Below are 26873 nucleotides of genomic sequence, written 5' to 3'. Positions count from 1 at the left end.
CTAACGGTTGTTCCACCAGCTGAGGAGCTCTTCGCGAGCACGGTCCTCGCCGAGTGGGCCCTCGTCCATCCGGAGGTTCATCAGGAACTTGTAGGCCTCGCCGACCTCGCGGCCGGGACCGATGCCGAGGATCTCCATGATCTGGTTGCCGTCGAGGTCGGGGCGGATCGAGTCCAGCTCCTCCTGCTCCCGGAGCCGGGCGATCCGCTCTTCCAGCTCGTCGTACGCCGACCGCAGGGCCTCCGCCTTGCGCTTGTTCCGGGTGGTGCAGTCGGCCCGGGTGAGGATGTGCAACCGGCTGAGCAGGTCGCCGGCGTCACGGACGTACCGGCGTACGGCGGAGTCGGTCCACTCGCCGGTGCCGTAGCCGTGGAAGCGCAGGTGCAGCTCGACCAGCTTGCCGACCTGCTCGATCTGCTCGTTGCTGAACCGGAGCGCCTTCATCCGCTTCTTCGCCAGCTTCGCCCCGACCACGTCGTGGTGGTGGAAGGTCACCTTGCCGCCGGCCTCGAACTTGCGCGTCTTCGGCTTGCCGATGTCGTGGATCAGCGCGGCGAACCGGCTGATGAAGTCGGGCTCGGTCCCACCGAGTCGCGGCTCGAGCTCGATCGCCTGCTCCAGCACGGTCAGCGAGTGCTCATAGACGTCCTTGTGCCGGTGGTGCTCGTCGCGCTCCAGCCGCAAAGCGGGAAGCTCGGGCAGGACGTGGTCGGCCAGGCCGGTCGACACCAGCAGGTCCAGGCCGATCCGCGGATAGGACGCGCAGACCAGCTTCACCAGTTCGTCCCGGACCCGCTCGGCGGAGATGATCGTGATCCGCTCTGCCATCGCCGTCATCGCGGCCACCACGGCCGGGTCGGGGGTGAATCCCAGCTGGGCGGCGAACCGGGCCGCGCGCATCATCCGCAGCGGGTCGTCGGAGAACGAGTCCTCTGGTGATCCCGGCGTCCGGATCACCTTGGCGGCGACGTCCGCCAACCCGCCGTACGGGTCGACGAACTCGTGCGACGGGAGCCGGACCGCCATCGCGTTCATCGCGAAGTCGCGCCGGGACAAGTCGTCGGGGAGATTGTCGCCGTAGGACACCTCGGGGTTGCGCGAGGTGGGATCGTAGGACTCCGAGCGGTAGGTGGTGATCTCGAGGATCCACTCACCCTTCCGACAACCGATGGTGCCGAAAGCCTTGCCGATGTCCCAGACGTGGTCCGCCCAGCCGGCCAGCAACTTCTCCACCGCCTCCGGCCGCGCCGAGGTGGCGAAGTCGAGGTCCTTGCTCCCGCGACCCAGCAGAATGTCCCGGACAGGACCGCCGACCAGGGCGAGTTCGTGCCCGGCCGCGGCGAACCGGTTGCCCAGTTCGTCGACCACCGGCGCGATCTCCAGCAACGCTTGGACCCCTTTCCGCTGCACGGCGGTCAGCGATCCAGGGGTGGCAGAACGGTCGGCAGTAGAGGACACGGGGAACTAGGTTACGGTGACGGCGTGTTCAGACGGCGACTGAGGCTCTCCGCGGCGACGGCGGCGAGCCTGATGATCGTTGCGTCGGCAACAGTTTCCGCCGCGACGACCGCCGGTGCGAGCCCGCAGGCCGACGATCCGGTGGTCGACGTCGCGATCGATTCGTTCACCCCGGCGGTCCCCAAGGTCGGCCAGGCCGTGACGATCACCGGCACGGTCACGAACACCAGCAACGTCACGCTCGAGGTGCCGCAGGCGATCGCCTGTATCGACACCGAGCGGCTGACCACCCGGGCCGAGCTCGCCGACATCCCGACCGAGGAGAGCAAGCCGGTCGGGAACCGGAACAACTGCCACGGCCTCGACAGTGCCGAAGCCGCCACCTTCCAGCCCTTCACCGAACCGCTCGTCCCGAAGGCCAGGGTCAAGTTCGAGCTGGTGGTGCCGTTCGCCGAGTGGCACATCGGCAAGAAGCCCGGCGTCTACGTGGTCGGCGTGATGTTCCGCGGCACCGTCGCGACGACCGTCGACGGACAGAAGGCGACGAACCGGATCACCGCCGGCCGGAGCCGGATGCTGATGCCGGTGACCGACGGCAAGCCGACCGCCCGCAAGGTGACCACCGCGGTGGTGCTGCCGCTGCGCCACCGGCCGACGTTGCTTGCCGCCGACCGGTTCGCGAACGAGTCGCTGGCCCAGTCGATGGCCCCGACCGGTGCGCTCGGCCGACTGCTCGCGCTCGGCCAGAAGCAGAAGGTCACCTGGCTGGTCGATCCAGGCATGCTCGACGAGGCCCGGCAGATGCGCGACGGCTACCGGGTGGTCGGCGACAACAACGTGAGCCGGCCCGGCACTGGCGCAAAAGCGGTCGCCAACTGGCTTCGGGCGTTCGACGCCACTCGTGCAAAGAACCCCGTCGTCCTGCTCCCGTACGGCGACCCGGACGTGGGCAGTTTGATCGAGGCCGCCGGCGGGCTGAGGGACCTGGTCGGCCAGTCGCGGGCCGCCACCGAGCAGTACAACCTCGGCGGCGCGCAGGGATTCAGATCCGGGCTGTGGCTGGAGAACGGAGCGGTCACCAGCCGCAACCTCGCCGCTGCCTCCACGGGGTACGCCGGGGCCAGGCCGGACGACACCACGCTGGTGAGCAGCTCCTCGTGGACTGCCGCCGACCGGCCGAGTCTGTCGCCTTCACCGGTCTACGACGTGCTCACGCCTGAGGGCCCGGTCAAGAGCGTCAGGACCGTGATCGCCGATTCGTCGCTGACCGCCGGCGGCCCCGATCCGGCCGACGCCTCGTCACCGCTGCAGGTCCGGCAGCGCTTCGCCGCCGAGACCGAGCTGCTCGCATCGAGCGGCAAGGGCCCGATCTCCGTCGTCGCGCTGCCGCCGCGGGGCTGGGACCCGGACGGTCAGGCCGCGGTCCAGTTGGTGCAGAGCCTCAGCATCCTGCCGTGGGTCAAGCCGGTCACGCTGACCGAGATCATCGCGGCGACGCCGAAACCGGTCGTCACCAAGGCACCACCCGCGGGACGGCCGGCACCCGGCCTCAGCCCTGGTCAGCTCGACCAGGTGCGGAAGCTGGGCAACGCGACGACCACCTTCGTCTCGCTGCTGAACGACATCGAGCAGGCCGACGAGAACCTGCGCCGGGCACTGCTCCGGGCCTCCTCCTACAGCTGGCGCGGATTCGCCGACGAGGCTCAGCGGTTCGTCAGCTACGAAGAAGGCGGAGTCACCTCGCAGCTCAACAAGGTGCACCTGGTGACGAACGCGGGCGGCGTTCGCGGCCAGCACCGGGCGATCAAGGTGAACCTGTCCGGCAGCAAGGGACAGTTCCCGCTGACCGTAGAGAACGGGCTGGACGTCACGATCCGGATCGGCGTCGCGGTCTCCTCGCCGAACCGCGACGACCTGCGGATCCAGCCGATCCAGCAGAAGATCGTCCCGCCGCACCAGAAGGCGACCTTCCAGATCAAGGCGAGTGCCGAGCAGAACGGCCTGATCCGGGCCGAGGCCAAGGTGATCTCGCAGTCCCAGGCGCCGGTGGGCAAGTCGCAGGAGCTGGTGATCCAGGCCCGACAGTACGGCAGTGTCGGCTGGATCCTGGTTGGCTCCGCCTGCGCGCTGTTGTTCGGTACGTCGGCGGTCCGGATCTACCGGCGGATCCGTTCGGAGAAGCGGAACCCGAGCGCCACCGAACCAGGCCCGGACCCGCTGCACCCGGCCCCGCTCGACACCACCGGCACCACCGACGGCGCCGTTGACGCCGTCGACGCCGGATCGGAACCGGTCGAGCCGCTCGCCGACGAGCTGCAACCGCACCTCGCGGCCACCCCCGAACCGAACGGCCACGCCCAGCAGAGCTTGAAAGAAGGAGTCGGGACGAAGGATGGCTGACCGCACCCTGCGATCCGCGGCGGTGATGGCAGCCGGAACGGTGCTGTCCCGCCTGCTCGGATTCGTCCGGATCGCCCTGCTCGCCGCAGCCATCGGTACGGCGTTGCGGGGCGACATCTTCACCGCCGCGAACACCATTCCGAACAGCCTCTACATCCTGCTGGCCGGCGGCATCTTCAACACCGTGCTGGTGCCGCAGTTGGTCCGTGCGATCAAGAACCACGACGACGGCGGTCAGGACTTCACCAACCGGCTGCTCACCTTCGGCTTCGTGGTTCTCGCCGTCGTCACCGTGGGCTGTGTGGTGCTGGCGCCGCAGATCTCGGAGCTGTACCTGCCGAAGGAGTTGCACGACCCGTCGCGGGCGTCCGAGAAGGCCTCGATGATCATGTTCGCCCGGCTCTGCCTGCCGCAGATCTTCTTCTACGGCGCGTACGTGCTGGTCGGCCAGGTGCTGAACGCGCGCCGCCGGTTCGGCCCGATGATGTGGGCGCCGATCGCGAACAACATCGTCGCCTGCGCCTCGATCATCACCTTCCTGCTGATCTACCGGGCCGGTGACAACCCGCCGACCTTCACGCATGGCGAGGAGTTGCTGCTCGGCTTGGGCCACACCGTCGGCATCGCGGTGCAACTCCTGGTGCTGCTGCCGTACCTGAAGGCCAGCGGGCACACGTACGTGCCCAAGTTCGGGCTGCGTGGCACCGGCCTCGGCCAGACAGCCAAGCTCGGCACCTGGACGGTGCTGTTCGTCGCGGTGAACCAGGTGACCCTCGTGGTCGTCACCAAGCTCGCCATCGCGGGTAGCGCGTCGACCGACCCCGGCGCCAAGGCCGGCCTGTTCGCCTACAGCACGGCCATGCTGATCATCCTGGTCCCGCACGGGATCGTCACCGTCTCGCTGGCGACGGCCGCATTGCCGCAGATGTCCGCGCTGGCATCCGAGAACGACGTGACCGAGGTGGCCCGGCTGTCGGCGAACTCGATCCGCCAGACGCTGGCGATCGTCGTACCGGCGGCGGCCGCGATGATCGCGTTCGCGCACCCGATCGTCACGGTGATCGCCGGGTACGGCGCTGGTAAGAACAACACCCAGTTGATGGCCTACACGCTGATGACGCTGGCGCTCGGGTTGGTGCCGTTCACCGTGCAGTACTTCCAGCTGCGCACGTTCTACGCGTTCGAGGACACCAGGACGCCGTTCTTCATGCAGTGCGCGATCGCGGCGACCAACATCGCTGCAGCGCTGATCGGTGTGCGAGTGCTGCTGGACAAGGAGCACCTGCGGTACAGCGGTGTGATGCTGGGCGCGGCGTACGCGCTCGCCTACCTGGTCGCCGTACTGCTGTCGCGCCGCGTGCTCGCCCGCCGGATCCCCAAGGTGGCCGGAGCGGGGATCGGGCTGCCGTTGCTGGCCATGGTCATCGCGGCCGTCGTCGGGGCGGGGATCGGCCGGGCCGTCGTGAGCGTGATCGAGTCTGTGACCGACTGGAACGGTCCGGTCACCTCGGCGGTGCTGCTGGCGATCGCAGCCGCGGTGATGCTGCCGGTGTACGTGGCGGTGGCCCGGGTACTACGTATTCACGAGGTCACCGACGTGGTGTCCATGGTCACATCGAAGTTGCCAGGCCGGTCCCGGCGCGCCTGATCCGCCGCTTGTGCGCTCGTGCACCCCGCTTGGCGTGGCCGGGAGCACCTGCGCCGCGGGGTACTAGCATGGGGCTGCGATCTGACCAGTGCCATCGAGGAGGGCGAGAGACCCTGTGTCGAACCAGACAGTCAGTCCGGGTGCTCTGCTCGCCGGGCGCTACCGGATCGCCGAGCTGCTCGCCGAGATCGACGGCGCCCGGGTCTGGCGCGCTGTGGACGAGGTGCTCAGCCGCGCTGTCGTGGTGGACGTCCTTCCGGTCGGCGATCCCCGGACGAACCTGCTCTTCGAGGCTGCCCGCCGGGCAGCGGCCGCGGCCGACCCGAGATTCCTCCGGGTGCTGGACTGCGACATGCACGAGGGCGTCACGTACTGCGTTCGCGAGTGGGCCGGTGGCCGCCCGCTGGAGCGGATGCTCAGCGCGGGCCCACTGACCGGTCAGCAAGCCGGCTGGCTCGCCCGCGAGGTCTCCGAGGCACTGGAGAACCTGCATCGCACCGGACACGCCCACGGCTCGATCAGCCCGGCCACGGTCGTCGTGACCGACGCGGGTGCGATCAAGGTCGTCGGTCTCGCCACCGAAGCGGCCCTGCGCTCAGCCGGCCCCGGTACGCCGGAGCAGGACGTCCGCGCGCTCGGCGAACTCCTCTACGCCTCTCTCACCGGTAGGTGGCCCGGCCCGGCCCCGGCCTGGGGACTCCAGCCCGCACCAATCGAACACGGTCGTCTGCTCAGCCCCCGCCAGGTTCGCGCCGGCGTCCCGCGCTCGCTGGACGACATCGCCGACCGGCTGCTCGGCGACCCGCCCCGGCACCACTCGGCGCCGATCACGAGCGCCGCGGGCCTGTCCGCCGCTCTGTCGGGCGTGGTCGGCAGTTCGCACGAGCCGCCGAGTCAGATGGACGAGACCGTCGCGGTCGCGCGACAGAACGGCAGCGTCGACGACGCGACCCAGATCGTCCCGCCGACGTACGCACCGCCCGCGCTGGACCCGACCCCCACGCCCGACTACCAGCTCGGCAACGGCCAGACCCAGGCGCAACCGGCGTACGCGACCGCGGCAGAAACCCGCCCGGTACGCCGGCAGGCGCCGCCGCCGAACCAGAACGGTCACGGCCGCCGCAAGCCGCCGCAGGACGAGCCGAAGCCCCGCGGCAGCTGGGGCGGCCGGATCCTGATCCTGCTCGCGATCCTCGCCCTCTTGTCGGTGGTCGGGATCGCCCAGTTCCTGGTCAAGGGCGCGATCAACAACGACCAGGGCAACGGCGGCAACGGCGGCAAGAACACGCCCACCACCAGCGGACCGCCGCCGGTGACGAACACCAAGGCCACCATCGTCGCGGCCAAGGACTTCGACCCACCGCCGGACGGCAACGGTGTCGAGCACTCCGAAGACGTCAAGAAGACCTACGACGGTAAGACCGACACCAGCTGGACCACCCAGTCCTACTTCAAGCGGCCGGATCTGGGCGGCCAGAAGAAGGGCGTCGGGATCTGGTACGACCTCGGCCAGCCGACCAACGTGTCGCAGGTGACGGTCACCCTGGTCGGCGACCCGACCAGCCTCCAGCTGATGGTTCCGGCGGACTCCGGCGCCACCACGGCGCCGGACAAGGTCGACGGCTGGAAGTCGGTCGCCAAACTCAAGGACGCCGGAGAATCCGCCGTGCTCAAGCCCGCCGCGCCGACCCAGACGCGGTTCGTACTGGTCTGGCTGACCAGCCTGCCCAAGGTCGGCGGCGACTACCAGGGCGAGATCGCGGAGGTCGTCGTCCAGAAATGACCTCTCTTGATGCGGACCCCACCCCGCCCCCGCGGTCGGAGATCCCGCGGATCGGTCCGGTGAGCGGCTCCCCGGAGCACCCGGTCGCGCCGCGCCCGCCGTACGAGTCGATGGACGACCACGAGCTGCTCCGGCTGCACGTGGCCGGCAATCCGGACTCCTTCGGTTATCTGGTCAAGCGGCACCGGGACCGGATGTGGGCGGTTGCGATCCGTACCCTGGGCGAGCCCGAAGAGGCCGCGGACGCGCTGCAGGAGGCGTTCATCTCCGCGTTCCGGCGTGCCGACTCGTTCCGCGGCGACGCGAAGGTGACCACCTGGCTGCACCGGATCGTGGTGAACGCCTGTCTGGACCGGATCCGCCGCCGCCAGGTGCGCCAGGCCGACCCGCTACCGGAGGACGAGGATCGCGCGGCCGAGCTGGCCGGGCCTGCCGAGGACGATCCGGCCGAGGTCCGCGAGCGCCGGCTCGACGTCCTGCACGCGCTCAAGCAGATCAACACCGACCAGCGCAGCGCTCTGGTACTGGTCGACATGGAGGGCTACTCGATCGAGGAGGCGGCCGCCATCCTGGGTTGCGCGCCGGGCACGGTGAAGAGCCGGTGTGCCCGCGGCCGGGCCAAGCTGCTGCCGTTGCTGCGGCACTGGCAGACGACCCGCGGCGGCAGCCCCGAAGTACCGGTGGCTGATTCGGCGAAGGACAAGGCTGCGGAACCGGCGCGGACGAGCGCGGATTCGGTGGGAACCGAATGAGCGGGACCGCCGTCGAAGGGGGGTCGCCCACCCATGACCCGCGATCCCGGAGCATTTCAGCGATGACCACTTTGCGCACCTCCCACGAGGGGGCGAGTTCCCGATGACCGAATCCGGTCTGCCCACCAGTGAGCACCTCGAGCATCTGTCCACGGACACGATCGCCGACCTGATCGAGAACCTGCTGCCCGCGCCCGAGGCCCATCGCGCTCGTGAGCATGTGAAGGCCTGTCCCGACTGCCAGCAGACGTACGACGCATTGGTGCAGCTGACCGAGGACCTGGCTGACGAGGGTCGCGCCGACATCCCGATCCCCCTCGACGTCGCCGAGCACCTGGACGCCGTCATCGTCTCCGAGTCCGTACTCCGTGCGTCGACGGTCGGCGTGCACTCGCTGGCCCAGCTCCGCGAGGAGCCGCGTCGTCATCTGCCCAAGCTCCTGCTGGCCGCTGCGGCCGTGCTCGCGATCGCGGCCGCCGGAGCCGGCGTGATGATCAGCACGATGGACCGGAGCAACGAGGGTGCCGCCGGGATCAACACCAGCCCGCTGCCGGACGCCGTACCGACGCTGACGACCGACCAGGTGGGCCCCCAGACCCAGCGCTGGCTCGAGAAGGCCAACAGCCCGGTGCTGCACGGCAGCGCCGACGAGATCGGCTGCGCGAAGAGCTTCGCCTCCAGCCGGCCGAACACGCAGCTTCGGCTGGTGCAGCCGGCGACGGTGGACGGCAAGCGCGCCACGATGATCGGCCTGCAAGGCGCCACGGCGCGCGACATCGAGATCTTCGTGGTCACCGGTTGTAGTGGCTCGGGTGGCGTCGCCAGCCCGTTCTACGACACGACGGTGACGCTGCGCAACCGCTGAGCCGGGTGCCGTGAGCCTGCGGCATGCGGGCGGCCTGGGATGGGTACGGTGGGAATGGTCGGCCTCTAGGATCCGTTGAGTACGACGTACCACTCGACGACAACCGAGGAACCCACTTCATGAGCGACGCAGGCGTCCGCAACGTCATCATCATCGGCTCCGGCCCGGCCGGATACACAGCCGCGGTGTACGCGGCCCGCGCGCAACTGGCCCCGCTGGTCTTCGAGGGCTCGGTCACCGCTGGTGGCGCCCTGATGACCACGACCGAGGTGGAGAACTACCCCGGTTTCTCCGAGGGCATCATGGGCCCGGCGCTGATGGACGAGATGCGCACCCAGGCCGAGCACTTCGGCGCCGAACTGGTCGCCGACGACATCGTCGAGGTCGACCTGACCGGCGAGATCAAGTCCGTCACCGACTCGGCCGGTGGCGTGCACCGGGCCAAGACCGTGATCCTGGCGATGGGCTCGGGCTACCGCAAGCTGGGCCTGCCCGACGAGGAGCGGCTGTCCGGCCACGGTGTGTCCTGGTGTGCGACGTGTGACGGCTTCTTCTTCCGCCAGCACGAGATCGCCGTCGTCGGCGGTGGCGACACCGCGATCGAGGAGGCGACCTTCCTGACCCGGTTCGCGGACAAGGTGACCATCGTGCACCGTCGCGACGAGCTGCGCGCCTCCAAGATCATGGCCGAGCGCGCCTTCGCCAACGACAAGATCGAGTTCGCCTGGAACTCCGAGGTTGCCTCGATCCAGGGCGAGGACAAGCTGACCGGGATCACCCTGCGCGACACCGTCACCGGTGAGACCCGCGAACTGCCGGTCACCGGCCTGTTCATCGCGATCGGTCACGACCCGCGCTCGGAGCTGGTCAAGGGCCAGGTCCACCTGGACGACGAGGGCTATGTCCTGGTCCAGAGCGGTTCCACGAACACCAACCTGCCCGGCGTCTTCGCCGCCGGCGACCTGGTCGACCACACCTACCGCCAGGCCATCACGGCCGCCGGAACGGGCTGTTCGGCCGCACTGGACGCCGAGCGCTTCCTGGCGACGCTGGAACACGCCGAGAGCTCGGCGGCCGCAGCGGCCACCGTGCCCGCCGGCGTCTGACCCAAGAACCACCGACACCATCTCGAGCAGCAAACCGAAGGAGATCGCCGTGGGCGAGAAGATGAACGCCGTGACCGACGCCGAGTTCGACAGCACGGTGCTGAAGAGCGACAAGCCCGTACTGGTGGACTTCTGGGCCGAGTGGTGTGGCCCGTGCCGTCAGGTCTCCCCGATCCTGGAGGAGCTGGCCGGCGAGCACAGCGACAAGCTCACCTTCCTGAAGATGAACGTGGACGAGAACCCGGTCACCCCGAGCAACTACCGCGTCACCGGTATCCCTACCATCAATGTCTACGTCAACGGTGAGCTGGCCAAGTCCATCGTCGGAGCGAAGCCGAAGGCCGCGCTGCTGAAGGAACTGGCTGCCTTCACCGGCTGACGCAGTACAGCTCGAGTGGCCCGGCGACACGGCCACTTTCCGCCGCACGGTAGTAGCAGCAAGGAGCATTGATGGCCGGGAACTCGTTGGATGGCCCGCACGGCGCCAGGATCTACCGGATCGGCGACAGCGGTGACGCTGTCGCCGAGATCATCGGCAAACTGCAGCGGCTGGGCCTGCTGGAGCCCGGCGATCACCACGTGTACGACGAGGCAACCGCGCAGGCTGTCCGCGGGTTCCAGCAGGCTCGCGGCCTGATGATCGACGGGATCGTCGGTCCGCAGACGTATCGCGCGATCGACGACGCCCGTTGGCGGCTGGGCGACCGGCTGCTGACGTACGTCCCGTCGCATCCGCTCACCGGGGACGACGTGGCCACCCTGCAGGCGAAACTGCAGGAGCTGGGCTTCGCCGTCGCCCGGGTGGACGGCATCTTCGGACCGGACACCCAGCGCGCGGTGACCGAGTTCCAGCGCAACATGGGCCTGCCTTCTGACGGCACGTGCGGCCCCTCGACTTTCAAAGCCCTGCAGCGGATCCGGCCGATGGCGACTGGCGGCCGGCCCGACGCGTTGCGCGCGTCCGAAGCGGTGCGCGCCGCCGGCCCGCGACTGTCCGGCAAGACCGTGGTGATCGACCCCGGCCACGGTGGCTTCGACTACGGCTGGGAAGGAAACGGGCTGCGTGAATCCGACGTTGCCTACGACCTGGCCGCGCGGATCGAGGGTCGCCTCGGCGCGACCGGCGTACGGGCTTATCTGTCCCGGGGCCGGGATCAGGGGCCGGACGAGCTCGCTCGGGCCGCGTTCGCCAACGAGACGGACGCGAATCTGTGCGTCTCCCTGCACACCGACGGTTCGATGAACCCGGCGGCCCAGGGCGTCGCGACGTACTACTACGGCGCCGATCTGCACGGCGCCTCGTCCAGCGTGGGCGAGCAGTTCGCCGGCCTGGTGCAGCGCGAGGTCGTCGCCCGCACCGACCTGCTGAACTGCCGCACCCACGCGAAGACCTGGGACCTGCTCCGCCGGACCAAGATGCCGGCCGTCCGCCTCGAGATCGGTTACGTGACGAACCCGCACGACGCCTCGCGGCTGGCGGATCCGGACTTCCGGGACGTGGTGGCCGAAGCGATCGTGGTCGCGATCCAGCGGGTGTACCTCCCGCCGGAGCAGGACGCCGCGACCGGCATGCTCCGCCTCGGCCAACTCACCGTCTAGTCGAGCGCGATCTTCGGTACGACGCGGTGCAGGCTGCGGGGTAGCCACCACGCGCGGTCGCCGAGCAACCGTAGTACGGCCGGAACGATCACACAGCGGATCAGCAGCGCGTCAAGCAGGACGGCGACCGCGAGGCCCAGACCGAACTGCTTCAGCATCCGGTCGGGGCTGAGCAGGAACGCCCCGAAGACGACGATCATGATCGCGGCCGCCGCGGTGATCACGCTGCCGGTATGCGCAAGCCCTTCCCGTACTGCGTTCTGCGCGTCGCCCGTACGCCGCCACTCCTCGTGGATGCGGGAGACCAGGAACACCTCGTAGTCCATCGAGAGCCCGAACACGATCGCGAAGATCATCACCGGGACGAACGCCTCGATCGGACCCGGCTGCGCACCGAACCAGCCCTGCTGGAAGACCAGCGTGATCACGCCGAGCGAGGCGCCGATGCTGAGCAGGTTGAGCAGAGCCGCCTTCAACGGGATCAACACGGACCGGAACACGGCCATCAGCAGAAGAGCCGAGAGCCCGACCACCACCAGGACGAAGATCGGTAGCCGCTGGCTCACCGCGCCGGCGAAGTCGTCCGCGGCGGCGGTCGCTCCCCCGACCAGGTACGTCGCGTTGGTCTGCGTCTCCAATGCGGGCAAGGTCTTGTCCCGGAGTCGTTCGACGAGATCGCTGGTCGCCTTGTCCTGCGGAGCGGACTTGGGAAACGCCATCACTGTGGCGACCTTGCCGTCGGCCATCAGCTGCGGCGGGGCGATCGCGGCAATGCCGGGATCGGCGGCCAGCGTCCGGCCGAGCGCGTTCGCGGCGGCCTCATCGCCCTTCGACACGACGATCAGCGGCCCGTTGAAGCCAGGCCCGAATCCCTTGGCCAGCAGGTCGTACGCCTTCCGGCTGGTCTTCGCCGGAGCGTCGGTGCCGGAGTCGGCGAAGCCGAGCCGCAGGTCGAGAGCGGGCAGGCAGAGTGCCACCAATGCGACGGTTCCGAGGATGAGCGGAACCCACGGGCGGCGCTGTACGAGCGTCGCCAACTTCCGCCAGCCGTCGCCGGGGTTGCGGCGCGCCTTCGCCGCGTGCTTGCGAACGCTCCGCTCGATGCGCTTGCCGAAGAGCGTCAGCAATGCCGGCAACAAACTCACCGCCGCCAGCATCGTCATCAGGACGGTTAGCGTCACACCGACCGCAACCCCTTGCAGAGAACCAAGTCCGAGCGCGAGCAGGCCGAGCAGCGCGATGACGACCGTGCAGCCGGCGAACATCACCGAGCGCCCTGCCGTGTCGAGCGCCTTCCGGCCAGCATCGAGACGGTCCGCGCCGGCGAGCAGTTCGCTTCGGTAGCGCGAGAAGATCAGCAAGGCGTAGTCGATGCCGACGCCCAGGCCGACAAGCATCATCACCGGCGCGGTGTACGAGGGCACTTTGAACAGGTGAGAGGCCAGCACCAAGAGGCCGAGTGTGCTTCCGACAGCGAAGATCGCGGTCAGCAGTGGCAGGCTCGCGGCAAGCAGCGAGCCGAAGAGGAAGACGAGAATCACCAACGCTGCAAGGATTCCCACGCCTTCGGATGCGCCGCCGCTGCTCTCCTGAGCGCTACGGACCACGTCGCCGCCGAGCTCGACCTGCAGCCCGTCCTTCGAGATCTCCTGGGCCTTGTCGATGATCGCCCGCGCATCAGCGGTCGGCATGGCGGTGGCCGCGACGTCCAGCGAGACAGTCGCGTACGCCGTACGACCGTCCTGGGAGATGGATCCGCCGCTGGTGAAGGGGTTTGCTACGGCCGCGACGTGCTGGAGTCTCCCGACCTCGGCCAGCATCGGTTCGATCTTGGCACGGTGGGGAGCCAGGCCGCCGGCGTCGTACAGGACGATCTGGATCGAGTCGGTCGAGCCGTGCGGCTGGTGTTCGCGGAAGGTGTCGATGACCTTCTGGGAATCGGTGCCCGGGAGTGAGTTGTCGTTGCGATAGGCGCTGCCGACCAGAGTGGACGCGACGGTGACAGCGACCAGGGCGAGCACCCAGAGGAAGACCGCCAGGCCGGCTCGGCGCATCGCCCAGCCGGAGACCCGGTGCAGCAGTCCGCCCGGCGGCGGCTGGCTTTGCGCCGGTCGCTGACTGGTGGTTTGCACGCTCATCGGAGCCCCCTGAGGTTTGTCCAGCTACATGTAGCCCGTCTACATGTAGTACCTCGACGTTAGCAGGTGTATGAGTAGACTGGCTACGTGAAGGCGGACGCGCTCCGAGGGCACCTCGACCCGATGATCCTGGCCGTGGTCGAGCACGAGCCCCTGCACGGCTACGCGATCATGGAGGCCCTGCTGGAGCGCAGCGGAGGCGCGCTCGATCTTCCGACGGGCACGCTCTATCCGGCGCTGCGCCGGCTCGAGCGAGCCGGCTATCTGGCCAGCGAGTGGAGCACGGTCGGCGGGCGCAAACGGCGTACGTATCAGCTCACGTCGGCCGGACAGAAGATGCTCGCCACCGGCAAGTCCGAGTGGGACGCCTTCCGCGCGGTAGTAGAAGGCGTACTACGGCCTCGCGGCGCTTCCAGCTGACGCTGCCGGCTCAGGCCAGGCGCAGGCAACGGCGAGCAGAACGGCCCACGAGCAGGAGTGGGAACAGCACGAAAGCGAGGACGACCGCTATGCCGTCCGGACCGGAGCGTTCGGCCAAGGCGCTCGATGTCGACAAAGCGATTGCGACCACGCTGACCGCGCCGCCGCTGAGGAGCGCGAAGACGGCGATCGCCCTGGTCGCGCGCTCACGGACAGCCGGATAGCGCAGCCCGATCCCCGAGGCGAGCAAGGCCAGCACGCTCCCCGCGATCGTCAGCATCCCGACCACCATCACGAGGTCGTTGAGGAACGCGGTGTAGGCGGTCGGCGAGCCGGAATCGCGATTCCAGGCCCAGACGCCTTCTTTCCAGATGATCGGCTGCACCAGCATCACCAGACACAACGCCAGCGCCGTACGCCGTCCTTGCGCGATTCCGAGTTCGGCGCGGTAGCCGGGCACCACCTCGTCGAGCTCACCGAAGTCGGCGACCGCGTGCTGCTCGGCCTCCCAGCGGCTGAGCCCGCCGGCCTCGAAGGCCTCGGTGGCGTCCTCCAAGCTGTCCCGCGCCTCGGCCATCAGGTCGGCGCGGCGACGCCGCGGTCCGGTCAGGGCCCGGCTCAGTTCGGCCAAGTAGGTCTCAACTGGAGCTCGGCTTGTCTCTGTTGCGGGCACGGTTACCAGTATGCGGCCGCGCCGGGTGGAACACGTCGGGGTCTCCACTGAGGTGTCCCTGACTCAGACGGGCACCCGGGTCCGCCGGCGACGACGGAGTACGAAGAATCCGGCGTACGAGATCACTACCAGGGCGAATCCGACCTTCTCCGCGACCCAGGTGTAGCCGGCCGGGTAGATCGTGCCCTCCACGTAGTGCTGGATGAAGCCACCGGCGTACGGCTGCTCACCGCCGCGGCGGCGGAGTTCCTTCTCCAGTGCGGTCACCGGGCAGCCGAAGTCGAGGATCACGATGCTGAGATTCCACAGGCCGATGCCCAGGTGGAACCAGATCAGTCGCCGCCACCGCCAGGCGAGGAAACCGCCGACCAGGAAGAAGATCAGCAGCGCGCCGTGCACCACCATCACCAGCTCAGCGAGGAAGCGGTACACCATGAGGCGCCTACTTCAGCGGCTCGCGGCTGAGACCGTCGCGCACGGTCACCGGCGCGGGCGGCGAATGCTCGGGCCTGATCGCACCGATCAGCCGCTCGACCACGGCCGCCGTCTCGCTCCGCCACGTCACCGTGGACCGGAGATCGAGCCGGAGCCGGGGATTGCGCGGATGATCGCGGACGACGCCGAAGCCCACCGCGCGCAGGAAATCGGTCGGCCAGACGCAGCTCGGGCCGTCCCAGCGGGAGTCGCCGAACGCCTCGAGGGCGCGGAAACCGCGCTTGAGCACATCCTTGGCGACCGCCTGGACCAGGACCTTGCCGAGTCCCATCCCGAGGTACCGCGGCTGGATGCGCCCGGTCGCCAGCACGATGGCGTCGGGGCTGACCGGGGCGGTCGGGAACGCCTGGATCCTCGGCAGATACGCGGCCGGTGCGTAGACGGCGTACCCGGCGGGCTCGTCGTCGACGTACAGGACGACTCCGGACTGACCCCAGTCGAGCAGCAACTGCGACAACCAGGCTTCCTTCTCCAGCTCGGTGTCACCCGCGCGGCCGGCCTGACGGGCGGCGACCGGGTCCAGCTCCCAGAAGACGCAGGCACGGCAGGACGTCGGCAGGTCGCCGAGATTGGCGAGCGTCAGCGGTTCCAGCCGTCGGGCCATCAGGACGTCCAGGCCGTCATCGCGCAGCCGGGGCCGGAGTCCTGGCGTCGGGTGTCTCGGCCGCCTCGGGGGCGACATAGCGCTGCTGCACCTTGTCGGCCGGCTGGCGCCGGAACAGCTCACCGGCGAACCCGGCCGCGACGCCGAGAAGCAGCCCGCCGAGGGTCCAGCCGAACGTCTTGCCCACGCTCATCCTGATCCTGCCTTCCAGGTGTGCAGGGTCCTGGACGGCCGTCTCAGCCACCAGTCGGTGACATGGCCGAACTTTCCCCTATAAGGCATGGTAGTGAGAGGTCGCGCCGATCGGCAGCCCGGGCCCGCGACAGCGGGTGGCTACTTCGGCGTAACCTGGACCTTCCCCTCGAGTCCGCCTTGGAGCGCCACCGTGAGTGCTGACCTGCCCGACGTCCGGCAGACCCGTCTCGACAATTACGTCGACCGGTACGCAGCACGGACCAAGGGCATGACCGCATCGGAGATCCGGGCGCTGTTCTCGGTCGCGAGCCGTCCCGAGGTCGTCTCACTGGCCGGCGGGATGCCGAACATCGCCGGTCTGCCGCTCGACGTGGTCGGCAGCGCGGTCCGCGACCTGGTGATCGACCACGGCGCGACCGCGATGCAGTACGGCTCGGGCCAAGGGGATCCTGGGTTGCGCGAGCAGATCTGCGACGTGATGCGGATCGAGGGCATCGACGCCCACCCCGACGACGTGGTCATCACCGTCGGCAGTCAGCAGGCGGTGGACCTGGTCACCCGGGTGTTCTGCGACCCGGGCGACGTGGTGATCTGCGAAGCTCCGTCGTACGTCGGGGCGCTCGGCGTGTTCCGCGCGTACCAGTGCGAGGTCGTGCACGTCGCGATGGACGACGACGGGATCCAGCCGGAGGCGCTGGAGCAGGCGATCTCGGCGGTGCGGGCGGCCGGCAAGAAGATCAAGTTCTTCTACACGATCCCGAACTTCCACAACCCGGCCGGTATCTCACTGTCGGCCGAGCGGCGCCAGAAGGTGCTGGAGATCTGCCAGAAGGCGGATCTGCTGGTGCTGGAGGACAACCCGTACGGGCTGCTCGGGTTCGACGGCGACCCGATGCGGGCGCTCCGGGCCGACGACCGGGAAGGTGTCATCTACCTCGGTTCGTTCTCGAAGACGTTCGCGCCCGGTTTCCGGGTCGGCTGGGTGGCGGCGCCGCACGCCGTACGGGAGAAACTCGTGCTGGCGCAGGAGTCGGCGACGCTGTGCCCGCCCGTCTTCAGCCAGCTGGCGATCTCGTCCTACTTGTCCCGGCACGACTGGATGGGACAGGTGAAGCAGTTCCGGGAGATGTACCGCGAACGCCGCGACGCGATGCTCGCGGCGCTGACCGACAAGATGCCTGCGGCAACGACCTGGACCAAGCCTGGTGGTGGGTTCTACGTGTGGCTCACGCTGCCGGACGGCCTCGACGCGAAGGCGATGCTGCCGCGGGCAGTCACGGCGCGGGTCGCCTATGTGCCTGGAACCGCCTTCTTTGCGGACGGTTTCGGCTCGCAGTGCATGCGGCTTTCCTACTGTCACCCGACGCCCGAACGGATCACCGAAGGGGTCGCCCGGCTGTCCGCGGTGATCAACGAGGAGCTCGAGCTCCGGCAGACCTTCGGTCCGTTGCCGGCCGGCCACGGGCACGACTACGACGCTCCGGGACCGGAGCTGAGCTGATGCCGTGCGCGCAAAGGTTGCGCATGGATCTTCGGGCGGCTCCGCGGTCCACCGACAGGTAGCGGTACCGTTCGAATGGGCCTCGGGACCGGCGCCCCGCCGGAGTCGCCCACGAGTGATCGGGAAAGTTCTATGAGTGATCTGGGTCGAGTGCTGGTACTTGCCGGTGGGCTGTCGCACGAACGCGACGTTTCGCTGCGCTCCGGCCGACGCGTGGCGGAAGCACTGCGCAGCGTCGGTGTGGAGGTCGAGCAACGCGACGTCGACGCGAGCCTCGTCGACCGGCTGCGCAACGATCCCCCCAACGCGGTCTTTCCCGTCCTGCACGGCGTCACCGGCGAGGACGGCGCCCTCCGCCAGGTCCTCGACCTGTACGGCGTTCCGTACGTCGGCGCCGATGCCGCTGCTTGCCGGACGGCCTTCGACAAACCGGTCGCGAGCACCATGGTCGGTTCGGCCGGTCTGCACACACCGCCTTCGATCGTGCTCGGTCACGACACGTTCCGCGAGCTCGGTGCGGCGGCGTTGATGGAGGCCGTCGTCCAGCAGATCGGTCTTCCTTTGGTGGTGAAGCCGGCCCGTGGTGGTTCGGCTTTGGGTGCCTCGATCGTTCGTGCTGTGGAGGATCTGCCGTCGGCGATGGTGAACAGCTACGCCTATGGACCGGTTGCTTTGATCGAGCGGTACATCGTGGGGACCGAGGTTGCGGTGACCGTGGTCGACACTGGTGACGGTCCGCGGCCGCTGCCTGCTGTCGAGATTCAGCCTGACTCGGGGTTCTACGACTACGAGGCTCGCTACACGGCGGGTGCAACGCAGTTCATCGTCCCGGCACGGCTTGGGCCTGCTGTCGCCGCCGCTTGTGCGGATGCGGCCATTACGGCCCACCGGGCGCTCGGGCTGCGGGATCTGTCGCGGTCGGATCTCGTGGTGGACGCCGAGGGTGTGCCGTGGTTCCTGGAGGTCAATGTGGCACCGGGGATGACGGAGACCTCGCTGGTTCCACTGGCCGCCGAGGCGGCCGGCATCGAGCTCGGCGTACTGTGCCGCGATCTGTTGGCCGCCGCCGCAGCACGTTGAGGTACTAATGCCTGTCGCACCGACCACCGAACCCGAGGCTGCTGTTCCGGCGGAGCCCACCCGGTCGCTGTGGAAGACGCTCCTCACGCCGCGGTGGCTGGGTCTGCTCGCTCTCGCTGTGGCGATCGCGGCGGTGATGTCGGTTCTCGGTGTGTGGCAGCTTGACGTCTATCGCTCGAAGACAGCAGCGAAGACAGCCGAGCGCGCCACGGCTGCTCCGGTTCCTTTGCAGTCCCTCTTCACCATCGACGCCGGCCTTCCCTCCAAGGCGGTCGGTCGCCGAGTCACGGTCTCTGGCACCTGGGGACCTGCCGCCGACCAGCTCTACATCTCGGACCGCCGCCTGGGCGACCGCGACGGCTTCTGGGTCGTCACTCCACTCCTCCTGGACACCTCCGGCAACGGTTCAACGTCCGGCGATACTCCGACCTCCGGTGATAGCCCAACGTCCGGCAATAGCCCAACGTCCAGCGATGGTTCGACGTCGGGCGATGGTTCGGGCTCCGGCAGCACCGCGTCGGGTGCGGTCATGGTCGTCCGCGGCTGGGTCCCCGCCGTCACCGACCCGGCCACCAAGCCACCGACCGGCCACGTCCAACTGGTCGGCGCGATCGTCGCCTCCGAAGCCCAGGACGCCTCCGGCGACGACACCGAGGGCCGCGTCCTCCAGTCCCTCCGGATCCCGACCATCGTCCACCTGGTCGACTACCGCATCTACGACGCCTTCGTCGTCATGTCCGCCGCCACCCCCGCCCCCGCGCCAAACACCCCCGCGATCGTCGCACCCCCCGCCCCACCCACGGACCACGCCGGCCTCCGCAACGTCGCCTACGCCTTCCAATGGTGGATCTTCGCCGCCTTCACCCTCTGGATGTACACCCGAATGCTCCGCGACACCCAAACCAACCCGGCCGAGGTCTAACCCTCCCGCATCCAGGCCTAGCCTCCCGCACCCCCACCCAGGCCTAGCCTTTCTGCACCCAGGCCTGACCCTCCTGCACGCTCGCCCTCGAGGAGGCCGATGTCCGAATCGCCAGTTGGTTCGCTGGTGGAGCGTGAGACGCGCACGGTGGGACTCTTCGGAACGCCGGGCCCACTCGCAGTTAGTCGCGCACCCAGCCGCCCACCGCACCTCCCCCCACCGGCCCGGGACCCGCGATCTTCAAGCGGTACCGTTTCAAGGTGACCTCCCCCGCAGACCCCGCCAGCCAAGCCGGTACTCCGAGCACCACCACGCCCGCCATCTCGCCGGCCACCCGCAGCGCTCTGACCCGCTACCGGGTGATCGCCTACATCGTCGGCGTCATGCTCCTGGTCCTGCTCTTCGTAGCCATGCCCCTGAAGTACCTAGGCGACAATCCGTCCGCCATGAACGTAGTCGGCCCCCTCCACGGCTTCCTGTACGTGATCTACCTCCTCGCCTCCTTCGACCTCGCCCGCCGAGTCCGCTGGAGCCTCCCCCGCCTCGTCCTGGTAGCCCTGGCCGGAACCATCCCCTTCCTCTCCTTCTACGCCGAACGCAAAACCACCCACGAACTAACCCCTTCCTGACCCAACCCCCGCTCCTCCCCCGGCCGATGTTTCACATGAAACATCGGCCGATTCATCTCCAAGTAGCTATGTCGACAAATCCCCGCGTTAGTTCCGCAGCCGCACGCGGGCCCGTCAGAGGCCAGATGCCCGCCCGCGAAGACACAGCGCAACCTGAGACCGAAGCCACCTGTCGAGTGATGGCGTGGGTGACTGCAAGGAGGTCATCAGCGACCTCATCCAGGCGCTGCTGCTCGCGTTGACGGCCTTGACCTTCACCAGCAGCAGTTCGCGCTGGAGCGGCGGAACCGTTGTGGGTGGGAGCGACTGCCGCATGCCAGGACTCCACGAGGAGTCACGAGCGCACGCGGCACGCGGCACGCGGCACGCGGCACGCGGCACGCGGCACGCGGCACGCGGCAACGAACGAGCGATAGGCATCGGGCATCGCCACCATCGCGGCAACCGACGGCAGATGCGCGATACGAACGCCGGCCATTGGACTCGCGACGAGCTTCGGCCGACGAGCTGCGAGCATGGGGTTTCGGGACGGAGCTTCGAGCGACGAGCTCCAGGCTCCGGGAGTCAGGGCTCCCGGGCATCCGGGCATCCGCGCTTCCGGACATCCGCGCTTCGGGGCATCTGCGCTTTCGGGCTTCCGGACATCCCCGCTTCCGGACATCCCCGCTTCCGGACATCCGCGCATCCAAGCATCCGCGCATCCGCGCTTCCAGGCATCCAGGCTTCCGGGCTTCCGGGCTTCCGGCGAAGAGCGTCGGGCTCCGGCCTCTGGGCTTCCAGCGACGACCTTCGAGCGACAGGCTTCGAGCGCCGCGCTTCGGCCTCCGGACTTTCAGCGACGACCGTCGAACGACGGGCTTCGAGCGCCGCGCTTCGGCGACGGATTTCGGGCCCCGGATCTCGGGCTTCGAGTCCGTTGCGCGCTGGCTGAGCAGAGCTGAGGTGAGGTGATGTGCGATGCGGCCACGAGTCGCGGTCCTTCGACGCACATACTCGCACCGGGCTGAGGCTGAGGGTGGTGCTGGCACCGCGCGGTCGCTCCTCCCGGATGATCGGCCGCACTCCGGATGACAATCCCTGCTGGCTTCAAACGGTCTGGCGGGGTTCAGTGACTCGGTCGAGCAGTGGGAGGCGATGACGGCCGCGTCGCCGTACTCGCCACCAGTTTCAGCGTGACGTTTCGGCCCGCCACCGCCGATCCACAGACTCGGGTGCGGCTTGCGGACCGAAGCCGACGGTACAACGTGCTCCTGCTCGCTTCGGCTCCGGCGAAGGAAGGCTCGTCGATCCACAGCCAGGAGTTGGCCTGCTCGTACCGGTGGCCAGGCGATAGAGGATGACTGAGATGTGCGGTCTCGGCCGACGCAGTCTGAGCACACGATCTCAGCCGCCTCGAGTTGATTGTCAATCGTGGTCGCCGATCTAGGCAGCTCACCCCGCTGCCTGGCCGGCGGGCGCTTGAACCGTCATGCTCGGGCGGTTTCACGTGAAACCGGCCAGCTGGGTCCGTCTCTGGCCGCCTCGATGTTTCGCCGTCCTGGCCGTACGTCGTCCCGCTCGGGCGACGCAATCTGCTTTTACGATCGCCAGCCGTCCGAGACCCGTCTACAGCTGACCGCGACTCGGATCGGCGTTGAGACGGTTGCAACGTACGAGTTGACCGCGCGATGCACGGAGTACCGCGGCGATCGGGACCGTATCGCTGAGTACTGGCGAGGAGTCGCGCCGACCCTCCATGCGATGCCGAGGGCACCTCGCACGGCGTTGAAGGAGGCGACAGCGAGCATTGGTGTGGATCGGTAAGGCTTTGTCGCGGACCGGCGGGCACTCGTCGACTAGGTCACGATTCCTCGGCGGCCGGTGGCGCTCAGATCCGGCAGCGCTGACGGTGTTCCCAGTAGAAGGTCACTGGTGCGTCCGGCTAGAGCGGTCACTGGTACATCCGGCTAGAGGGGGCACTGATGTGTCCGGCAGGGGCGGGCGGCCGGGTGCTTTGGGACGGTGGGAGTTGCTGGTCGCAGGGGTTGGAAGGGCGGTTCGTGGTGGTGTTCAGGGGTGTCTTGTCTTTGGGCGGCCTGGCGTCGGCATCGCTAGTTCGCTTAGGAGGGCGCTCACAGAACTATTTCGGCGGCTCGGCGGCGTCGGTTTGTCGACTTGGCGGTATCCAGGCGGCGGCGTGGAAATGGGGGCGCCCTCCGGCCAGCGGCGGGAGGGCGCGTGTGGGGCGAGTGGTCGTGTCAGGGGGTGGGCTTGTTGGGGTCCATGAGGGTGACGATTCGTTCCAGGTCGTCGATAGAGGCGAATTCGACGGTGATGCGGCCCTTGGTCTTGCCGAGGTCTACCTTGACGCGGGTTTCGAAGCGGTCCGAGAGGCGGTCGGCCAGGTCCACCAGGCGAGGGGCGACCGGCTTGTTGCGGCGGCGCGGCGGGATCGGGTCATCGGCTGACATGTCGCCCATGGCGACGATCTCTTCGACCGTGCGGACCGAGAGGCCTTCGGCGACGATGCGTTGGGCCAGGCGCTCGATTGCGTCTCCGCTCGGAAGGCCGAGGAGTGCGCGCGCGTGGCCGGCTGAGAGGACACCAGCAGCCACACGGCGTTGGACGCCGGAGGGGAGCTTCAGGAGGCGCAGGGTGTTGGAGATCTGGGGGCGCGAGCGGCCGATGCGGGTGGCGAGGACTTCCTGGGTGCAGCCGAAGTCGTCGAGCATCTGCTGGTAGGCCGCCGCTTCTTCCAGCGGGTTGAGCTGGCTGCGGTGCAGGTTCTCCAGCAACGCGTCGCGGAGCATTACGTCGTCGGAGGTGTCCCGGACGATGGCCGGGATCGACGCCAGGCCGGCCAGCTGGGTCGCTCGCCAGCGGCGCTCCCCCATGACCAGTTCGTACTTGTCGTCCTCGAGCCGGCGAACCACGATCGGCTGCAGCAGCCCGATCTCTTTCACCGAGTGGACCAGCTCCGCCATCGCGTCCTCGTCGAAGACGCTCCGCGGCTGCTTGGGGTTCGGCGAGATCTTGTCGACGTCGATCTCGGCGAACTCCGCGCCCGGTACCGCCGCGAGCTCGGGCTCCGGCTTGGCCGGCGGCGCACCGGGGATCGAGCTGGACTTGCTGCCCAAGGCCGTGGTGGTGCCGGGAGTGGCCGTGCTGGGGATCAGCGCACCGAGCCCACGTCCGAGTCGGGTGTTCATCGACGCTCCCTTGAAATTCGACTGCCCTGAACTGACCACAACTTAGTCATGCCGCCCCCGCACCTAGTCACTTCTCAACGCCGCCGCGATCTGCTCCCGCAGCGCCGCATCTGCGCCACGGTAACCGGTCGTCCCAGCCGCTCCCTGCTCACCCCACCGCAACCGGGCCGAAGTTCGGTCCGCGAGTGGAGGTCGTACCGAAGAACTCAGGCGTTGTTGCGCATGGCGATCTCGCGGCTCGCTTCGAGGTACGAGAGCGCGCCGGCGGAGGCCGGGTCGTACGCCAGCACGGTCTGCCCGTGGCTGGGTGCTTCGGAGATCCGGACCGAGCGCGGCACGGCGGTCCGCAGTACTGCGTCCTGGAAGTGGCCGCGGACTTCGGCTGCCACCTCGCCGGCCAGCTTCGTGCGGGCGTCGTACATGGTCAGCAGGATGGTGGAGACATCCAGGGTCGGGTTGAGGTGCGACTTGACCATGTCGATGTGGCGGAGGAGCTGGGACAGACCCTCGAGTGCGTAGTACTCGCTCTGGATCGGGACCAGGACCTCACGCGCGGCTGTCAGCGCGTTGACCGTGAGGAGGCCGAGGGACGGCGGGCAGTCGATGAAGACGTAGTCGTACTTCTCGCCCGCGGCCTCGGTCTCTGCCAGGTGCGCGTCCAGCGCCCTCTTCAGCCGGCTCTCGCGAGCCACGATGCTGACGAGTTCGATCTCCGCGCCGGCCAGGTCGATCGTCGCCGGGACGACCATGATGCCGGGGTGTTCCGCGCACGGGACGAGGAGTTTGCTCAGCGGCTCGCCTTCGATGACGGCCTCGTAGACACCTGGCGTTCCCTCCGAGTGCTCGATGCCGAGAGCCGTCGACGCGTTGCCCTGGGGGTCGAGGTCGATCACCAGGATCCGCGCACCGTACAGAGCAAGACCGGCTGCGACGTTGACCGTGGTCGTGGTCTTACCGACGCCGCCCTTCTGGTTGGCGACGACAAAGACCCGGGTTTCGGCAGGCAGCGGGAACTCGCGGCCCATGGTGCGTCCTTCGTTCACGAGCAGGGTCCGTTCGGTGGCGGCGGCGATCGGAGTTTCGAGAAGGCGTCGCTGAAGCTCGTCCGAGGTGGCCCGCGCGGCGATCTGTGCGGCAGTCATGGCGCCCATTCCAATAGGTGCGGGACTCGGCCCGAAGAGGATGTCCGTTGGGGTCGGGGTGGGTTTGCCCCCAGGTTCATCCACAGGCCTCTGTGGACGAATTCCCGCGTGAGAAGGGGGGTTCAGGGGGTAGTCATCCACAGGCGGTGGGGATTCCGGGAACTCCTCTTCCGTGGCTGCGGGTAGCGCTGTTCCACGTGAAACGTCGGTACCTGTTTCACGTGAAACAGGTGTCGTCGTGGACTCGACGGGGTCGCTGCCAAGACCAAGAGAAGCTGCTGCCTGGAGGGGTGAGGGCGCGGCAGACAGGTCCGAGAAGGCAGAAGAGTTGGAGTCGCCACTCGCCGGCGCAGGAGCAGCGGGCGGCTTCGGAGCGACGGCCGCAGCATCAGGTCCGAGGCCGGCGTCTGAGCCGCCCACCGCTTCAGGACCGGCGTCCGCATCAATCACCGCGGTTGAGCTTGGAGCAACCGAGCCGCCGGTGAAGGCGCTGATCGACGCCGGGGCCGATTGGCTGGCGTGGCTATCGTCCGGCAAGGCAGCTGGGCTAGACGCAGTTTCTACAGGACCGGCCGGCTGCCCGCCGATGCTCTCCGGAGTCTCGGCCAGCGAGCCCGGCCCAGCCTCTGCAGGACCAGGAGATCGGGTGCCGGCGCTCTCCGGAGTCTCGGACAGTGAGCCCGGCCCAGCCTCTGCAGGACCGGGAGATTGGATGCCGGCGTTCTCCCGAGTCTCGGCTGTCGAGCCAGGCGCAGCCTCTACAAAACCGGCCGAGTGGTCGGCGATGCTCTCCTGCGTCTCAGCCGACGAGCTAGATGCAGTCTCGGCAGAATCGGCCGATTGGGGCGAAGTGGAGTCGGACGGATCCGGCTCGGTGTCGGGGAGTATCTCCGGGTCCGGCGTCACCAGGCGGACTGTTGCCGGGCCAGGCGAGGGCCAGCCGATCCCCTGTGTGGTCCGGGGTTCCCCGGTGCTCTTGTCAGGCCATCCGAGGGCGCGACTCACGAACCCGCTCACCTCCCGCGTCTTCTGTGCTGGGATCCCCGCGCAGCACGTCCGGCCACAATACTCACGACTGTCGTCGGCTGGGCCAGTTCATCCACACCGAGTTGGTGAACATGCCAAACCTCGGCTCCGAGAGCTTCCAGCTCCCGCTCCGAGGCGGCCAGTTCCTCCTCCGCCGACGCGCCTTTCATCGCCAGCATCAGACCGCCCTCGACACACAACGGCAGACACCAGCCGGCCAGCTTCCCGAGCGGAGCAACGGCCCGCGAAGCAACCACGTCGTACGAGGCCGTAGGTAGCTCTTCTGCTCGGGCGCGGACGACCTCGGCGTTGTCGCAGCCGAGTTGCTCGACCGCCTCCTCCAAGAAGGTGATACGCCGGAGCAACGGCTCGACGAGCGCCACCTCGAGATCCGGCCGCACGATGGCCAGCACGATGCCGGGCAGACCCGCTCCCGTACCGATGTCGGCGACGGTCGAACCCTCTGGGATCAGGCGTTCGAGCAAGGCGCAGTTCAGCAGATGCCGCTCCCAGAGCCGCGGCACCTCGCGCGGACCGATCAGGCCGCGCAGCGTCCCTTCGGTCGCGAGCAACTCGGCATAGGCCGCAAGCCGATCCGCCGCTCGTGGAAACAGCTTGTCCACGAGCGGCGGGGTTTCACGTGAAACGCGATCCGTCACGAGCAGTACGCAGCGATCATTGCGCGGGCTGTACGACGACCCGGCGGCGCGGCTCCTCGCCCTCGGACTCGCTGGTCAGACCGGCCGCGGCGACGACGTCGTGCACGACCTTGCGCTCGAACGGAGTCATCGGGTCCAGTCGCACCGACGTACCGGTGGCCTTGACCTCCTCGACCGCCTTGCGACCGACCTCTTCCAGCTCGGCCTTCCGGTTCGCCCGGTAGTTCGAGACGTCGAGCATCAGCCGCGACCGCTCGCCGGTCTCCCGGTACACCGCGAGCCGGGTGAGCTCCTGCAGCGCCTCCAGCACCTTGCCGTTCTCGCCGACCAGGTTACTCAGGTCGGCGCCGACGATCGACACCGCGGCACGGTCGCCGTCGATGTCCATGTCGATATCGCCGTCGAGATCGGCGATGTCCAGCAGTTCTTCCAGGTAGTCGGCCGCGATGTCGCTCTCGGCCTCGAGTGCCTTCAGGTGATCGTTCGCCGTCGGGGCAGACTTCTCGGTCGCCTCGTTGTCCTGCATGCCGTCGCTCACGGCCACTCCTTCACAGTTCGAGATCCGCCCCACGGGGACCCAGGTCGTACAA

23 protein-coding genes are annotated in these 26873 nt (G+C 68.5%); 13 read left to right on the top strand and 10 right to left on the bottom strand.

Annotation, left to right across the window (positions count from 1 at the left end; all coding sequences use genetic code 11):
• Complete coding sequence (locus DIZ26_RS23585; protein WP_112245456.1) at positions 1–1419, bottom strand: CCA tRNA nucleotidyltransferase; 1419 nt, start codon at positions 1417–1419, stop codon at positions 1–3.
• Between the two features lie 63 nt (positions 1420–1482).
• Here DIZ26_RS23585 and DIZ26_RS23580 point away from each other — a divergent pair, with 63 nt between their 5' ends.
• From DIZ26_RS23580 to DIZ26_RS23545, 8 genes are all read left to right on the top strand, one after another.
• A complete protein-coding gene (locus DIZ26_RS23580; protein ID WP_112245061.1) occupies positions 1483–3858 on the top strand; it encodes a DUF6049 family protein in 2376 nt (791 codons plus the stop codon).
• Entirely contained in the window at positions 3851–5506 is a 1656-nt protein-coding gene (murJ, locus tag DIZ26_RS23575) for a murein biosynthesis integral membrane protein MurJ (RefSeq protein ID WP_112245059.1), read from the top strand. The genes DIZ26_RS23580 and murJ overlap by 8 nt, the downstream gene beginning before the upstream one ends.
• Positions 5507–5621: 115 nt before the next feature.
• The gene (locus tag DIZ26_RS23570; RefSeq protein WP_112245057.1) at positions 5622–7289 is read left to right on the top strand and encodes a protein kinase family protein; all 1668 of its coding nucleotides are present in this window, start codon (positions 5622–5624) and stop codon (positions 7287–7289) included.
• A complete protein-coding gene (gene sigM, locus DIZ26_RS23565; RefSeq protein WP_232828543.1) occupies positions 7286–8041 on the top strand; it encodes an RNA polymerase sigma factor SigM in 756 nt (251 codons plus the stop codon). The genes DIZ26_RS23570 and sigM overlap by 4 nt, the downstream gene beginning before the upstream one ends.
• A gap of 103 nt (positions 8042–8144) precedes the next feature.
• Complete coding sequence (locus DIZ26_RS23560) at positions 8145–8906, top strand: anti-sigma factor (protein ID WP_112245055.1); 762 nt, start codon at positions 8145–8147, stop codon at positions 8904–8906.
• Between the two features lie 119 nt (positions 8907–9025).
• Entirely contained in the window at positions 9026–10012 is a 987-nt protein-coding gene (gene trxB, locus DIZ26_RS23555) for a thioredoxin-disulfide reductase (RefSeq protein ID WP_112245053.1), read from the top strand.
• A 61-nt stretch (positions 10013–10073) separates the two neighbouring features.
• Positions 10074–10391: a thioredoxin gene (gene trxA, locus DIZ26_RS23550; protein WP_369410828.1), complete on the top strand. Its 318-nt coding sequence runs from the start codon at positions 10074–10076 to the stop codon at positions 10389–10391.
• A gap of 71 nt (positions 10392–10462) precedes the next feature.
• The gene (locus DIZ26_RS23545) at positions 10463–11611 is read left to right on the top strand and encodes an N-acetylmuramoyl-L-alanine amidase (RefSeq protein ID WP_112245049.1); all 1149 of its coding nucleotides are present in this window, start codon (positions 10463–10465) and stop codon (positions 11609–11611) included.
• Here the strand turns inward: DIZ26_RS23545 and DIZ26_RS23540 are convergent.
• On the bottom strand, positions 11608–13749 hold the full coding sequence (locus DIZ26_RS23540; RefSeq protein ID WP_112245047.1) for an MMPL family transporter: 2142 nt from the start codon (positions 13747–13749) through the stop codon (positions 11608–11610). The two genes, DIZ26_RS23545 and DIZ26_RS23540, sit on opposite strands and share 4 nt — an antisense overlap.
• An 87-nt stretch (positions 13750–13836) precedes the next feature.
• Between DIZ26_RS23540 and DIZ26_RS23535 the strand changes: the two genes are divergently transcribed.
• The gene (locus DIZ26_RS23535) at positions 13837–14169 is read left to right on the top strand and encodes a PadR family transcriptional regulator (RefSeq protein WP_112245045.1); all 333 of its coding nucleotides are present in this window, start codon (positions 13837–13839) and stop codon (positions 14167–14169) included.
• Positions 14170–14179: 10 nt separating this feature from the next.
• On the opposite strand, the gene DIZ26_RS23530 is transcribed toward DIZ26_RS23535, so the two are convergent.
• From DIZ26_RS23530 to DIZ26_RS37960, 4 genes are all read right to left on the bottom strand, one after another.
• Positions 14180–14800 (bottom strand): permease prefix domain 1-containing protein, encoded by a 621-nt coding sequence (locus DIZ26_RS23530; RefSeq protein ID WP_232828542.1) that lies wholly within the window; start codon positions 14798–14800, stop codon positions 14180–14182.
• A 105-nt stretch (positions 14801–14905) separates the two neighbouring features.
• Entirely contained in the window at positions 14906–15277 is a 372-nt protein-coding gene (locus tag DIZ26_RS23525; protein WP_112245042.1) for a DUF2784 domain-containing protein, read from the bottom strand.
• Between the two features lie 7 nt (positions 15278–15284).
• Positions 15285–15941, bottom strand: a complete 657-nt coding sequence (locus tag DIZ26_RS23520; RefSeq protein ID WP_112245040.1) for a GNAT family N-acetyltransferase — start codon at positions 15939–15941, stop codon at positions 15285–15287.
• Between the two features lie 16 nt (positions 15942–15957).
• Positions 15958–16134: a hypothetical protein gene (locus DIZ26_RS37960; RefSeq protein WP_166678620.1), complete on the bottom strand. Its 177-nt coding sequence runs from the start codon at positions 16132–16134 to the stop codon at positions 15958–15960.
• Between the two features lie 192 nt (positions 16135–16326).
• Between DIZ26_RS37960 and DIZ26_RS23515 the strand changes: the two genes are divergently transcribed.
• The 4 genes from DIZ26_RS23515 to DIZ26_RS23500 all read left to right on the top strand — a co-directional run bounded on the left by DIZ26_RS23515 (position 16327) and on the right by DIZ26_RS23500 (position 20268).
• Positions 16327–17637, top strand: a complete 1311-nt coding sequence (locus DIZ26_RS23515; RefSeq protein WP_112245039.1) for an aminotransferase-like domain-containing protein — start codon at positions 16327–16329, stop codon at positions 17635–17637.
• 132 nt (positions 17638–17769) lie between these two features.
• Positions 17770–18717, top strand: coding sequence for a D-alanine--D-alanine ligase family protein (locus DIZ26_RS23510; RefSeq protein ID WP_112245037.1), 948 nt, complete (start codon positions 17770–17772; stop codon positions 18715–18717).
• A gap of 7 nt (positions 18718–18724) precedes the next feature.
• Positions 18725–19639, top strand: coding sequence for an SURF1 family protein (locus DIZ26_RS23505; RefSeq protein WP_112245035.1), 915 nt, complete (start codon positions 18725–18727; stop codon positions 19637–19639).
• 260 nt (positions 19640–19899) lie between these two features.
• Entirely contained in the window at positions 19900–20268 is a 369-nt protein-coding gene (locus DIZ26_RS23500) for a DUF3817 domain-containing protein (protein ID WP_112245033.1), read from the top strand.
• A gap of 2237 nt (positions 20269–22505) precedes the next feature.
• On the opposite strand, the gene DIZ26_RS23490 is transcribed toward DIZ26_RS23500, so the two are convergent.
• The 4 genes from DIZ26_RS23490 to DIZ26_RS23475 form a co-directional block, all read right to left on the bottom strand.
• Entirely contained in the window at positions 22506–23456 is a 951-nt protein-coding gene (locus tag DIZ26_RS23490) for a ParB/RepB/Spo0J family partition protein (protein WP_112245029.1), read from the bottom strand.
• A 206-nt stretch (positions 23457–23662) separates the two neighbouring features.
• A complete protein-coding gene (locus DIZ26_RS37530; protein ID WP_269815403.1) occupies positions 23663–24598 on the bottom strand; it encodes a ParA family protein in 936 nt (311 codons plus the stop codon).
• 1013 nt (positions 24599–25611) lie between these two features.
• Positions 25612–26247 carry a 16S rRNA (guanine(527)-N(7))-methyltransferase RsmG gene (gene rsmG / locus DIZ26_RS23480; RefSeq protein ID WP_112245027.1) on the bottom strand — a complete coding sequence of 212 codons (636 nt, stop codon included), beginning with the start codon at positions 26245–26247 and terminating at the stop codon, positions 25612–25614.
• Positions 26248–26299: 52 nt separating this feature from the next.
• Positions 26300–26821 (bottom strand): Jag family protein, encoded by a 522-nt coding sequence (locus DIZ26_RS23475; RefSeq protein ID WP_439648991.1) that lies wholly within the window; start codon positions 26819–26821, stop codon positions 26300–26302.
• Positions 26822–26873 lie beyond the last annotated feature (52 nt).

It is taken from the genome of Kribbella monticola, assembly GCF_003261635.1.
Classification (GTDB): Bacteria; Actinomycetota; Actinomycetes; order Propionibacteriales; family Kribbellaceae; genus Kribbella; species Kribbella monticola.
This window is presented reverse-complemented; position numbering and strand designations above follow the sequence as displayed.

Coding starts and splice junctions, on each gene's coding strand:
- DIZ26_RS37530 (WP_269815403.1), bottom strand. CDS start 24,598: ATGACTGCCGCACAGATCGCCGCGCGGGCCACCTCGGACGAGCTTCAG.
- DIZ26_RS37960 (WP_166678620.1), bottom strand. CDS start 16,134: ATGAGCGTGGGCAAGACGTTCGGCTGGACCCTCGGCGGGCTGCTTCTC.
- DIZ26_RS23520 (WP_112245040.1), bottom strand. CDS start 15,941: ATGGCCCGACGGCTGGAACCGCTGACGCTCGCCAATCTCGGCGACCTG.
- DIZ26_RS23540 (WP_112245047.1), bottom strand. CDS start 13,749: ATGAGCGTGCAAACCACCAGTCAGCGACCGGCGCAAAGCCAGCCGCCG.
- sigM (WP_232828543.1), top strand. CDS start 7,286: ATGACCTCTCTTGATGCGGACCCCACCCCGCCCCCGCGGTCGGAGATC.
- trxA (WP_369410828.1), top strand. CDS start 10,074: ATGAACGCCGTGACCGACGCCGAGTTCGACAGCACGGTGCTGAAGAGC.
- trxB (WP_112245053.1), top strand. CDS start 9,026: ATGAGCGACGCAGGCGTCCGCAACGTCATCATCATCGGCTCCGGCCCG.
- DIZ26_RS23560 (WP_112245055.1), top strand. CDS start 8,145: ATGACCGAATCCGGTCTGCCCACCAGTGAGCACCTCGAGCATCTGTCC.
- DIZ26_RS23490 (WP_112245029.1), bottom strand. CDS start 23,456: ATGAACACCCGACTCGGACGTGGGCTCGGTGCGCTGATCCCCAGCACG.
- DIZ26_RS23505 (WP_112245035.1), top strand. CDS start 18,725: ATGCCTGTCGCACCGACCACCGAACCCGAGGCTGCTGTTCCGGCGGAG.
- DIZ26_RS23510 (WP_112245037.1), top strand. CDS start 17,770: ATGAGTGATCTGGGTCGAGTGCTGGTACTTGCCGGTGGGCTGTCGCAC.
- DIZ26_RS23545 (WP_112245049.1), top strand. CDS start 10,463: ATGGCCGGGAACTCGTTGGATGGCCCGCACGGCGCCAGGATCTACCGG.
- murJ (WP_112245059.1), top strand. CDS start 3,851: ATGGCTGACCGCACCCTGCGATCCGCGGCGGTGATGGCAGCCGGAACG.
- DIZ26_RS23525 (WP_112245042.1), bottom strand. CDS start 15,277: ATGGTGTACCGCTTCCTCGCTGAGCTGGTGATGGTGGTGCACGGCGCG.